This window comes from Stenotrophomonas sp. PI_27, assembly GCF_027854495.1.
GTDB classification, from domain to species: Bacteria; Pseudomonadota; Gammaproteobacteria; order Xanthomonadales; family Xanthomonadaceae; genus Stenotrophomonas; species Stenotrophomonas pavanii.
Genome location: NZ_JAJNOF010000002.1, coordinates 129,102 through 140,719 on the forward strand (window position 1 = coordinate 129,102; position 11,618 = coordinate 140,719).

The 11,618-nt window shown below is 66.9% G+C and carries 12 protein-coding genes; 5 read left to right on the top strand and 7 right to left on the bottom strand.

The window, feature by feature from the left end:
- Positions 1 to 40: 40 nt before the first annotated feature.
- The 3 genes from LRM18_RS02825 to LRM18_RS02835 all read right to left on the bottom strand — a co-directional run bounded on the left by LRM18_RS02825 (position 41) and on the right by LRM18_RS02835 (position 2,590).
- Entirely contained in the window at positions 41 to 790 is a 750-nt protein-coding gene (locus LRM18_RS02825) for a fimbria/pilus periplasmic chaperone (RefSeq protein WP_270950903.1), read from the bottom strand.
- Between the two features lie 60 nt (positions 791 to 850).
- Positions 851 to 1,435 carry a fimbrial protein gene (locus LRM18_RS02830; RefSeq protein WP_088476134.1) on the bottom strand — a complete coding sequence of 195 codons (585 nt, stop codon included), beginning with the start codon at positions 1,433 to 1,435 and terminating at the stop codon, positions 851 to 853.
- A gap of 255 nt (positions 1,436 to 1,690) precedes the next feature.
- Positions 1,691 to 2,590, bottom strand: coding sequence for a GlxA family transcriptional regulator (locus LRM18_RS02835; protein WP_270950906.1), 900 nt, complete (start codon positions 2,588 to 2,590; stop codon positions 1,691 to 1,693).
- 156 nt (positions 2,591 to 2,746) lie between these two features.
- Here LRM18_RS02835 and LRM18_RS02840 point away from each other — a divergent pair, with 156 nt between their 5' ends.
- On the top strand, positions 2,747 to 3,550 hold the full coding sequence (locus LRM18_RS02840; protein WP_270950908.1) for an SDR family oxidoreductase: 804 nt from the start codon (positions 2,747 to 2,749) through the stop codon (positions 3,548 to 3,550).
- A 59-nt stretch (positions 3,551 to 3,609) separates the two neighbouring features.
- Here LRM18_RS02840 and LRM18_RS02845 read toward each other — a convergent pair whose 3' ends face one another.
- Entirely contained in the window at positions 3,610 to 6,255 is a 2,646-nt protein-coding gene (locus LRM18_RS02845; protein ID WP_270950909.1) for an excinuclease ABC subunit UvrA, read from the bottom strand.
- A 274-nt stretch (positions 6,256 to 6,529) separates the two neighbouring features.
- Between LRM18_RS02845 and LRM18_RS02850 the strand changes: the two genes are divergently transcribed.
- From LRM18_RS02850 to LRM18_RS02860, 3 genes are all read left to right on the top strand, one after another.
- Positions 6,530 to 6,784 carry a hypothetical protein gene (locus tag LRM18_RS02850; protein WP_270950911.1) on the top strand — a complete coding sequence of 85 codons (255 nt, stop codon included), beginning with the start codon at positions 6,530 to 6,532 and terminating at the stop codon, positions 6,782 to 6,784.
- A complete protein-coding gene (locus LRM18_RS02855) occupies positions 6,781 to 7,203 on the top strand; it encodes a low affinity iron permease family protein (RefSeq protein WP_049469411.1) in 423 nt (140 codons plus the stop codon). The genes LRM18_RS02850 and LRM18_RS02855 overlap by 4 nt, the downstream gene beginning before the upstream one ends.
- 87 nt (positions 7,204 to 7,290) lie before the next feature.
- Entirely contained in the window at positions 7,291 to 7,521 is a 231-nt protein-coding gene (locus LRM18_RS02860; protein ID WP_049469405.1) for a hypothetical protein, read from the top strand.
- Positions 7,522 to 7,529: 8 nt separating this feature from the next.
- On the opposite strand, the gene LRM18_RS02865 is transcribed toward LRM18_RS02860, so the two are convergent.
- From LRM18_RS02865 to LRM18_RS02875, 3 genes are all read right to left on the bottom strand, one after another.
- On the bottom strand, positions 7,530 to 7,979 hold the full coding sequence (locus LRM18_RS02865; protein ID WP_057494785.1) for a BLUF domain-containing protein: 450 nt from the start codon (positions 7,977 to 7,979) through the stop codon (positions 7,530 to 7,532).
- Between the two features lie 136 nt (positions 7,980 to 8,115).
- Positions 8,116 to 10,665 (bottom strand): DNA ligase D, encoded by a 2,550-nt coding sequence (gene ligD / locus LRM18_RS02870; RefSeq protein WP_270950917.1) that lies wholly within the window; start codon positions 10,663 to 10,665, stop codon positions 8,116 to 8,118.
- Between the two features lie 13 nt (positions 10,666 to 10,678).
- Positions 10,679 to 10,855, bottom strand: a complete 177-nt coding sequence (locus LRM18_RS02875; protein WP_064485350.1) for a DUF3606 domain-containing protein — start codon at positions 10,853 to 10,855, stop codon at positions 10,679 to 10,681.
- A 248-nt stretch (positions 10,856 to 11,103) separates the two neighbouring features.
- Between LRM18_RS02875 and LRM18_RS02880 the strand changes: the two genes are divergently transcribed.
- The gene (locus LRM18_RS02880) at positions 11,104 to 11,601 is read left to right on the top strand and encodes a DUF892 family protein (RefSeq protein ID WP_197581155.1); all 498 of its coding nucleotides are present in this window, start codon (positions 11,104 to 11,106) and stop codon (positions 11,599 to 11,601) included.
- Positions 11,602 to 11,618 lie beyond the last annotated feature (17 nt).

An 11,618-nucleotide genomic window follows, 5' to 3' on the forward strand; every position in this document is an offset into this window, starting at 1 on the left:
GATGGATTCTCCGGCGGTGCGGTGCGGTGCGGTGCGCGGCTCAGGGCTGCAACACGGCCTCGGTGGGAACCAGCGCGCCGAAGTCATTGATGACCGTAACGGCAGCCTTCAGCTGGCCCGACGGGCGCGCGCGCAGATCCTTCAGCGGGAACTCGGCCTGTGAGAACGGCGCGACCATGCCGCCGCCCTGCCCGCCCTGCCCGCCCTGCTCCTGGCCGCCGACATCGAGGCTGACGTTGGCAAAGTTGACGTGGAACGGGGTCGGATTGTCGGCACGCAGAACCAGGCCGTCCTTACCGGTGTGCAGGGTCCAGCGCAGCTTCTGGTAAGCCAGCACCGGCTCCCCTGCCAGGTTCGACGGCCGGTAGAACACCTTGATGCGGGTGCGGAAGGCGAACTGCAGGATGTTGGCGCTGGCAGTGCCATTCTTCGGGGGGATTTCCAGCATGTTCAACCAGTACAGCGTTTCCCGGTCGGCCGGCAGGCCCGCGCCGGTGAACATGATGCGGGTGGTCTGCTGCTTCTTCGGGTCCAGGCGGAACACCGGTGGCGCGACCACGAAGGGGGCTTTGGCGGTATCCGGCGTGGACTGGTCATCGCCATCATCCAGCCAGACCTGGACCAGCGTCGCGCGCTCGCCTTCATTGATGAACTTGAGCGTGACTTCCTTGTCCTGCGCGGGATAGACCACGCGGGTACCGCCGATCACGACCGACGCATGGGCCGACGGCGAAGCCAGCGCGACGAGCGACAGCAATGCAGCAGCGATGATGCGATGGAGGGCGTTCATGGGTCACCTCGGAACGGGAAAGGAAGGAGGCCGCCAGCGCCTGCCGGCGACCTCCCGCGATCAGTTGTAGACAACCTTGTAGTTGACGTACGACTGCACGAAGCCCGGGGCCGCAGCGCCACCGTTGGCGACGTACTGGCTGGCCATGTCGATCGTGGCGGTGTTGTTGGTGATGGTCACCGGATCGGTCTTGAACGACGGATCGCGCAGGTCGACCACGGCGTTCTTGTACTTCACCTGGATCTGGGTGTTGGCTGCCGGCGCGTTGGCTTCCTGGTTGCGCAGGTTGCCGTTGCTGGCGTCGACCTGGCCGGCAGCCGGGTCGAAGTACAGCTCGGCGACCTTGCCATCCAGGCACGTGCCCTGGCCGGGGCCACCGATGATCAGCTGGAACGGGTGTTCACCGGCAACGTCGCCGGCTGCTGCCAGCTGGTTGGCCTGCACCGCGCTCATCGGAACGGTGACGTTGGTGGTGCCGATGGCGCCGGCGCCACCGGAAATGGTGCAGGTCAGGTCGGTGACTTCGCCGGTGAACTCGATGGTGCCAGAGCCATAGGACTGGGCGCTGGCGGCCGAAGCGGCCAGCAGCAGGCTTGCAGCGGAAGCGATCGGAATGAGCTTCATGATGGTGGTGTTCTTCTTCACAGATGTGATCCGCGCGCGGGCGGCAAGAAACCACCGCCGCCGAAGCGGCGGTGGCCGGGGACGGATCGGACACTTGGGGAGAAGGTCCTGTCCGGCCAGCCGGTGCACGGCTGGCGGAGAGAATCCTAGGTAAGGCCCCCGGAGCGCTCTATCGGACCGGGCCTAGATTTGCCTGGCGTGCGCCTTCAGCGCCGCCCGGTGCGCGCGGCGTGCCCGGAACGGCCAAACGACCGCCCCAGGCGCCCACGAAGAGACTCAGTCCGCCCCGCCGCGTGCGTTGCGCCGCAGCGATTGCGGGGGCTGGCCGAAGGCGCGCAGGAAGGCACGTCGCATGCGTTCGGTATCACCGAAGCCCGTTTCAGTCGCGACTTCATCCATCGTGTGACGGCTTTGCTCGATCAGCACACGCGCGGCCTCCACGCGCAGGCCCTCCACTGCCTTGGCGGGGGATTGCCCGGTTTCCTCGCGGAACGCGCGACTGAACTGGCGGGTGCTCAGATGCGCGGCCTGCGCCAGTTCTTCAACGGACAAGGTGGCGCGCAGGTTGCCGCGCGCGAAAGCCAGCGCGTTCTGGATGCGATCGGACCGCGCATCCAGCTCCAGCAGCACCGAATGCTGGGACTGCCCGCCTCCGCGCCGGTGGTAGATCACCAGCTTCCGGGCCACCGCCCTGCACAGATCCGCACCGAAGTCCTGCTCGATCATGCCAAGCGCCAGGTCCAGCCCCGCACTCATGCCGGCGGAGGTCCAGATCGGGCCATCGGTGATGAAGATGCGATCTTCCTCCACCTGCGCGGCGGGAAAGCGCTGCCTGAGCGTACGTGCGTGGAACCAGTGCGTGGTGGCGCGGCGCCCGTCCAGCAACCCCGCTTCGCCGAGAAGGAATGCGCCGGTGCACACCGACGCGGTCCGGCGCGTGCGTGCGGCCGCGTGGCGGATCGAATCGATCAGCGTGCCGCTGGACGGGGCTGGCTCCAGCAGGCCGGCCACGATCATGGTATCCAGCGGCTGCTGCGCAAGCGGCGCTGTCTGCATGGCCATGCCCAGCGAGCTGGGCACCAGCCCGCCCTGTTCGGACAGCATGTGCAGATCGTAAAGGCGCGCACCTTCGGTGGCATTGGCCAGTTCGAAGGCGGACGCCGCGGCGATCGCCATGGTCTGGAATCCGGCCGGCAGGACACATCCAACACTGAGCATGGGGGGTTTTCCGGCGTGACCTGAAACGAGGTATATACGACATTTACGCCCTGCACAAGCCGGCCTAGAGTCTGCCCTGAACCCGGCGACCCCCGCCGGTTTGGACCGACCCCTGTGAACGACCCTACCCATCACGGCACCGCTCTCATCACTGGCGCATCGTCCGGCATCGGGGCGATCTATGCCGATCGCCTGGCCCACGCCGGCCATGACCTGATCCTGGTCGCGCGACGCGGCGACCGCCTGCGCCAACTGGCCGAAGCGCTGGCCCGCAGTAGCGGCCGCACCGTGGACATCGTCGCCGCGGACCTGACCACCTCCGACGGGCGTGCCGAGGTTGAAAAGGTCATTCAAGGCCGAGCGGACATCCAGGTGCTGGTCAACAATGCCGGCATCGGCGCTACGGCGCCCCTGCTGCAGTCGGACATCGGCGAAATGGAGCGCCTGATCACGCTCAACGTGAACGCCGCGATGCGCCTGGCCTACGCCGCAGCACCGGTGTTTGTGGCCCGTGGCCGGGGCACGATCATCAACATCGCCTCCATCGTCGCGCTGGCACCGGAGCTGCTCAACGGGGTCTACGCGGGAAGCAAGGCGTTCGTGCTGGCGTTCTCGCAGTCGCTCCACCATGAACTGGCCGACAAGGGCGTGCGTGTCCAGGTTGTCCTGCCGGGTGCCACCGCAACGGACTTCTGGCACCTTTCCGGCCTGCCGGTGGAGCACCTGCCACACGGCATCGTGATGAGCGCCGAAGCGATGGTGGACGCGTCGCTGGCCGGTCTGGCACAGGGTGAAGTCGTGACCATTCCCGCGCTTCCGGACATCGCTGAGTGGGACGCCTTCGAGCACGCACGCAAGGCGATGGCACCGGGCCTTTCGCGCGCGCAGCCGGCGCAGCGCTATCTGGGCGGCGCCTGATCGGCGAACGCGTTGCAGCCGCCCGGCGTGGCGCAGTGCGCTGGCCGGGCATGGCGTCGCTACAGCGCCAGTTCCCTGGCGAGGAACGGCGCTGTCCTGCTGCCCTTGGCGCGGGCCACCTGGCGTGGCGTACCCTTCGCCACGATGGCGCCGCCCGCGCCGCCTGCGCCCGGACCGACGTCAATCACCCAGTCGGCCTGTGCGACGGAACGCATGTCGTGCTCGATCATCACCACGGTGTTTCCCGCGTCCACCAGCCGCTGCAACTGCACCAGCAGCCTGTCTGCGTCCAACGCATGCAGGCCGGTGGTGGGTTCGTCCAGCACATAGAGCGTGCGACCGCGTTGGCTGCGCTGCAGCTCGGTCGCCAGCTTGATGCGCTGCGCCTCGCCGCCTGAAAGCTCCGTGGCCGGCTGGCCGAGCCTGAGATAGCCCAGGCCGATCTCCTGCAGCAGCTGCAGCGGCCGGGCGATGGCGTCTTCACCGGCGAAAAATGCCTGTGCCTGGTCGACCGTCATCTGCAGGACCTCGGCGATGTTGCGGCCGTTCCAGAGCACCTTCAGCGTGGCCTCGTTGTAGCGGGCACCATGGCAGGCCGGGCACGGCGCATAGACGCTGGGCATGAACAACAGTTCGACACTGACGAATCCCTCGCCTTCGCAGGTCTCGCACCGGCCCTTGGCCACGTTGAACGAGAAGCGGCCGGCGTCGAAGCGGCGACGTCGCGCGTCGGGGGTCGCGGCGAACAGCTTGCGCACGTGATCGAACAGGCCCGTGTAGGTGGCCAGGTTGGACCGGGGCGTGCGACCGATCGGTTTCTGGTCCACCTGCACCACGCGCTGGATGGCGTCCACATCGCCGGCCAGCTGGCCCCGGGTAGCCTCGATCACCGTGGGTCCCTCGGCCGGCGCGCTGTCGGCGCTGTCGTCCACCGGCTCGTGCCCCAGGTGCAGCAGCATCAGCTCAGGCAGGGCCTGCGCCATCAGGCTGGACTTGCCCGAGCCGGAAATGCCGGTCACCGCGGTCAGCACTCCCAGCGGCACCTGCGCGTCCACGCCCTGCAGGTTGTGGCGGTGGATGCCTTTCAGCTCCAGCCAGCTGCCGGCGCTGCGTTGCCGGCTGGCAGGCGCAGGCACCTGGTCGAACAGGTAGCGCGCGGTGCGCGATGCCTCGATGCCGCGCAGGCCGTCGGGCTTGCCACTGTAGAGAACCCGCCCGCCGTGCTCGCCCGCCTGCGGCCCCACGTCCACCAGCCACTGTGCACGCCGCATCAGTTCCAGATCGTGTTCAACGACGAACACCGAGTTGCCTCCATCGCGCAGGCGGTCCAGCGCGTCGTACAGCGCCTGGCTGTCGGCAGGATGCAGGCCGGCTGAGGGCTCATCGAGCACGTACAGCACGCCGAACAGCAGGGAACTGAGCTGCGTGGCCAGCCGCAGGCGCTGCAGCTCGCCGGCCGACAGCGTGGGCGTGGCGCGGTCCAGCGAGAGGTAGCCCAGGCCCAGGTCGCGCAGCTGCCGCACACGTGCCATGACGCCGCCGGCCAGCCGCTGTGCCGCCAGGCGCTTTTCTTCGGACAGGGCCGAGGTCAACCGCACGTCGGGGGCGCCTTCGTGGGTCGCGTGGCCACGGGCTGCGCGCTTCGCGCGATCGCGGGGCGTCGCACTCCTGCGCGTGCGTGCGCCGTGGCCGTGTGTACTGAAGTCACCCTGCGCAATGGGCTCGAGCAGCCCGGCCAGTTGATCCAGCGGCAGCCGCATGAATTCACCGATGTCCAGACCGGCAAAGGTGACCGAAAGCGCTTCGGGCTTCAGGCGCTTGCCCTGGCAGGCGGGGCACAGCTTGCCTTCCATGTAGCGCGAGACACGCTTGCGCATCAGCGCGCTCTGGGTAGTGGCGAAGGTATGCAGCACGTAGCGGCGGGCGCCGGTGTAGGTGCCCATGTAACTGGGCTCCAGCTTGCGCTTGAGTGCGGCACGCGTCTCGGCAGGCGTGAAGCCGGCATAGACGGGCACGGTCGGCGTGTCCTCGGTGAACAGGATCCACTCCCGGTCCTTCTTCGGCAGCTTCTTCCACGGCACGTCGATGTCGTAGCCCAGGGTAACCAGGATGTCGCGCAGGTTCTGGCCATGCCAGGCCGGCGGCCAGGAGGCGATGGCGCGCTCGCGGATGCTCAGCGACGGGTCCGGCACCATCAGCGCTTCGGTCGCTTCGTAGACGTGGCCCAACCCATGGCAGGTGCTGCAGGCCCCCTGCGGCGTGTTGGGCGAGAAGTCCTCGGCGTACAGCATGGGCTGATGGGCCGGGTACGCGCCTGCACGCGAATACATCATGCGTACCAGGCTGGACAGCGTGGTCACGCTGCCCACCGATGAACGTGCGTTGCTGGCACCACGCTGCTGCTGCAGGGCCACCGCCGGCGGCAGGCCGTCGATGGCATCCACGTCGGGCACGCCCGCTTGGTCGATCAGGCGGCGCGCATAGGGTGCGACGGATTCAAAGTAGCGACGCTGGGCCTCGGCGAAGATCGTGCCGAATGCCAACGATGACTTGCCGGACCCGGACACCCCGGAGAACACCACCAGAGCGTTGCGCGGAATGGAAACATCGACATGCTTCAGGTTGTGCTCGCGCGCGCCGCGGACCTCGATGCAGCCGCTGGCCGCGGCCGCACATGACGATTCTCCAAAGGGGGTGTGGGACATCTTCGTGATCCTGCTGGCAGTGAGCGGCACGCGCAACGGCGCACCGAGGCCCCATTGTCGCCGCGACGGGGTGAACGGGGTGAGGATCCTTCACTCCCGTTCTGCTCGGCCGCAGCGCGCCGCGGATCCCCGACCCCGCAATGCGCCTGATTGTTAACACCTGTTGGCTGAAGGGTTGACACCACGTTGCCGCGTCGTTGATGGGGCCGCTCACGGCCCGGTTCCTATGCTTGGCGCGCCACTTCCACAGTGGCGCTCAACCTGGAGATGCATCATGCAACGCGATCAGAAAGACCTGCCCCACCCGGACCCGGAAGCACAGCGCACCGATCCGGTCAGCCCGCTTCAGGCCAAGCTGCATAACCACCGCAATCATGAAGAGGCGTTGCAGGAGACGTTCCCGGCTAGCGACCCGATCTCGCCCTTCGTCGCGGCCCCGACGCCCGATGAGCAGGCCGCGCGCCTGGGCAAGCGGGTCAAACTGCCAGACCGCCGGACGGATGAGGAGGCCGGCGGAGGTGAGCAGTGATCCGGCGCGGATTTGCACGCGTCGCGGCGGCCACGGCGCGCTTGTCCGGCAGTCTTGGGGCGTTCGTCGCGGCACTGGGGGTGATCATCGCCTGGGCCGCCAGCGGGCCGGCCTTCCACTTCAATGACACCTGGCAGCTGGTGGTCAATACGGGCACCACCATCGTGACGTTCCTGATGGTGTTCCTGATCCAGCACACGCAGAACGCTGACACCGCTGCACTGCACATCAAGCTGGATGAGCTGATCCGGGTCAGCAAGGATGCCAACCAGGAGCTGCTGAACCTGGAATCGATGGAGCCGGCCCATCTTGAAGAGATACGCCAGCGCTACGAGGCACTGGCGAAGACCGCTGCAGACATCAAGTCCAAGAAGGAGCGCTGCATGCCCTGCGAAGCGGATGCAGCCGCCGAAGCCTGAGGCGACCGCTGCGGCGGCATCGGCCTACAGCGATGCCGGCGTGAGGCCCTGCCTGGTCGCTAACGTGGCTGCATGGAGGATCAGGCAGTGAGCACGCACCTGGAAATCGACCTGATGATCGCGCAACTGGAGGAAATGCTGCCCACCTGGGCAGCGTTCTATCCCGAGCCGCAGTTCATCCTCATGCTCGCCGAGGCACTGGACTACATTGCAGCCAGTGCGGACCCGGATGCCCGCCTGTATTGCGTGATGCGCACCGGGCACCTCGACTCGTGCAGCGGCGAGATTCCCTGGGCAGCGCGCTATGGCGGGCGATAGACCGAACCTCAGGCCGCGATGGCGTAGGGCTCGACCAACCTGGCCAGGACATCCATCGCCGTCTCAGCCACCCCGTCGTCGTCGCCATGCTGCACAAATCCCAGCCAGTCTGCGCAGGCCAGGCGCTTCAACTCCGCCGGTTGTGTCGGCAGCCAGCGCATCGGCCAGAATGGCAGACGCCGGTTACCGACCCTGCCGCGCTGCAACTCGATCAGTCCTGTATGGCTGGTAGCGCCAAGCACCCGCGAGTACGCCACGCGCAAGCCGTCCTCGGGCCCCTCCATGTACTGCAGGAAACGGCTGCCATCGAACAGCAGGACCCCGGTGACGCCGGCGTTCCGGTTGAAGCGGGCGGCATCGTCGACCAGATCGTCCAGTTTGCCGCTGCGCAGGCCCAACGGGTCACCGGCCACGGCTGGGCCCGCTTCACTTACGTATGCGACTGCCCTGATAGGCATTGGCTGCTCCGGTAGCGAATCCCCCCAGATTCCGTATCGGAAGCATAGGCCAACCGCGCCGACGATATGTTCCGGCCGTGTGTATTCTGCGAATGGGTCGGCTTCTGGCAGACAAACGGTATGCAGCGCGGCCCGGCTACGGGTCTGCCTGTGCCCATCGCGCGAGATTCTGCTTCACTTCCGTGATGCCGGCCCAAGGATCCTTGCGTCGCCGCCTGAGCTTTGCGGGCACGTCCTTGATTGTGAACGCATCGGCGCGCTGGAGTTTCGACAGATCGCCCCAGGCGATCGGCAGCGCCACCGGCGCGCCCGGCCGGGCACGCAACGAATAGGACGCGACCGCCGTTGCACCGCGCCCATTGCGCAGATAGTCGACGAAGATCCGCTTGTTGCGCAGGCTCTTGGTGGCGGTTGCCAGGAACCGCTGCGGTTCGGACTGTGCCAATGCATCGGCGAAACCCTTCGCAAAACGCTTGGTCAGGTCCCAATCGCACCCTGGGTTGAGCGGCACGACCACGTGCAGGCCCTTGCCGCCGGAGACGCGCAGGAACGATTCCAGCTCCAGCTGCGCCAGCAGTTCTCGGATGTCGGTTGCCGCTTTCTTGACTTCGGCAAAGGGCACGTCCGGTCCGGGGTCCAGATCGAACACGACCCGGTCGGCCCTATCGGGCGCCTCGGCGTGGCTGCCCCAGGGGTGGAACTCCAACGCGTTGAACTGCAACAGTTCAAGCAGGCTGGCTGCGTCCCGCACCACCAGGTAATGGGCATTGATGCCGCTCTCCTCCTTCAACCTGACGGCGTCGACCAGCTCCAGCCCGGCCGTATGGTGTTTCTGGAAGAAGCAGGGTTTTGCGGTGCCACTGGGGCATCGGATGATCGACAGCGGACGATCAATCACCTCGGGCAGCAGGTGCTCCATCACTGCCGCGTAGTAATTCCATACATCCTGCTTGGTGTAACCGTCGCCGGGAAACAGGATCTTGCCGGGAGAAGACAGCCCGGGTGGCGCGCGGTCGGCTGCCGGCGCCCTTTCCACCTGGCGCCTCCGCCGCGAGGGCGCATGCGACCGCCCTGCGGCCGGGACCGTTCCGGCGCGATCGGAATCGGCGAGGTCGGCGACGTCCTTGTCCGTCCGCACCGCCTTCAGCGACGCCTGGCGCAACAGCTGCTGCCCACCGATCCCGCGGTAGAAGACCTCGACCACGAAACGTGGTTCGAACCAGGTCGCGGCGCGCAGGTCGGTGTCCTGCGTGGGCACATGCGCGGTCGGCCTGCGGCCGCCGCCGCCCTTGATGCGCTTGCTGATGTCGCCAATCAGTTCATCCGAGAACCCGGACCCGACGCGACCGGCGTAGAGCCAGCCATGCGTTGCGTCCGGCCGGGCCAGCAGCAGCGAACCAAAGCCGGTGCGGCTGCCCTTGGGTGCGGTGTAGCCCACCACCGCGAACTCGTCGCTGGCCAGCTGCTTCGTCTTGCGCCAGTCCTCGCTGCGGCCGCTGTGGTAGCTGCGATCGCCGCGCTTGGAAATGATGCCCTCGAAGTGCTGCTCACCGGCCAGGCGGTAGGCCTCCTCACCCTCTCCCTGCACATGCGAACTGAAGGCCAGGGGACTGCCCTGCCCCTCAAGCAGCGATTGCAGCAAGGCCTTGCGTTCCAGCAGGGGCGCATCGGCGACGTCCACGCCATCAAGATGCAGCAGGTCGAACAGTGCATACGTCAGGACGCCCTGCTTCTCGCCGGAAAGCGTCGCCTGGAGCAGGTTGAAGTCCTCCTTGGTGCCGGCGCCGGCGATCAGCTCGCCGTCCAGCGCCGCCGACGTCAGGCCCAGGGCCGCGATTGCGTCACGTATCTCGGGAAGCTTGTCGGTCCATTCCAGCGCGTTCCGTGACCACAGCTGCACGTTGCCCTCGACGACAGTGGCAAGGATCCGGTATCCGTCCCATTTGATCTCGTGGACCCACTGCTCGCCCTGGGGCGGCGCCTCTCCCAGCCTGGCCAACTGCGGTTCGAACGGCCCGGATGGCGCCGCTGCCCTCCTTGCCCTGCTGAGCGCAAGGGCCTTCTTCGACCAGTTCTTTCGCCGGGTGCGTGTGGCAGGCACCGCCGTCAGCCGCTTTTTCGCGGCCTTGCCGGCCCCGGCGCGCTTCAGATCCTCCGGTGGCGGCGCAGCGACATCGGCCAGCAGGTCGTCTGCCTCAAGGTCGCTGGCGAAGGCATCGTCCTCCTTGAACAGCAGCCACTGCGGCTGGCGCGCGGGCTTTCCCGACCGAACCAGATGCCAGCCGCCTTTCAGCTTGGTACCGAACAGTTCGAAGCGAAGATGGCCCTTGGCCAGTTGGGCTTCCGGATCGCCCTGCGTGGCCCATACACCATGGTCAAACTGGGCGACATGGCCGCCGCCGTACTGGCCCTTGGGAATTTCACCCTCGAACGCCGCGTAGTCCACCGGGTGGTCTTCCACTTCCACCGCCATGCGCTTGACCTTCGGGTCGTAACTGGGGCCCTTGGGCACGGCCCAGCTCTTCAGCGCATCGCCAACCTGCAGGCGGAAGTCATAGTGCCTGCGGCTGGCATGATGCAGCTGCACCACGAAAATGGCGCGCTGGCCTTTCGGCAGCGTCTTGCCCGGCTCGGGCTCCTGGGTCTGGTCAAAACGACGCTTGCGGCGATACTCGACCAGCGACATGGCCAGCTCCGCGCTATTTGCCCAGGTGCTTGCGGACAGCAACCGCCGTGGGCCCGACCGCCGCGACGGCCGCACGAAGTTCTTCGGCGGACACGCCCAGCGTCGTGGTCCAGTACCGCAGTTCGTAATCCTCATTGACGTTGATGCGGTCCCGGTCCGGGCTGCCGGCGTTGTTCTTGTCATCGCTCATTGGGAGTCTCCAGCGTGATCGGGGGTGGACTGACCGTACCGGCCATTCCATGCGCACGGAGCGATGCCACTGTGAAGCCATGGCGAAGGCCGCCGGCACGGCGCCGCACCCCTGCGCGAAAGACGCCGCTTCGTGAAGGCAGCGCGCAGGGTCCGCGGGGGCGTTCACATGCTGCCTTCACTCCTTCCCCGCCTGATCGCAACCGGCCAGACCCTACGCTGGCTACTCCACTCACTGCGGAGCCCAGCATGGCTATCAAGACGGCGGAAGACCTGTTCATCCACGAACTCTCGGACATCTACAGCGCCGAGAAGCAGCTGACCAAGGCGCTCCCGCGCCTGGCCCGTGCGGCCGAGAATCCGGATCTGGCCGCGGCGTTCGAAACGCACCTGGAGGAGACCCAGGGGCAGATCGAACGCATCGACCAGGTGGTCGAAGTGCTCGGCATCCGCCTGAAGCGCATCAAGTGCGCGGCGATGGAAGGCCTGGTCGAGGAAGGCAAGGAGGTGATCGACAGCATCGACAAGGGGCCGGTGCGCGATGCTGCCCTGATCGGTGGCGCGCAGAAGGTCGAGCATTACGAAATTGCCTCCTACGGCACCATCGCCGCGCTGGCCAAGCAGCTGGGCTACAAGGAGGCCCTGCCGTTGCTGCTGGAGACGCTGGAGGAAGAAAAGGCGACCGACGAGAAGCTGACCCTGCTGGCCAAGGGCGGCGGCAATGCCAAGGCCGCGCAGGCCGCCTGAGTCGTATCGCACGCCCC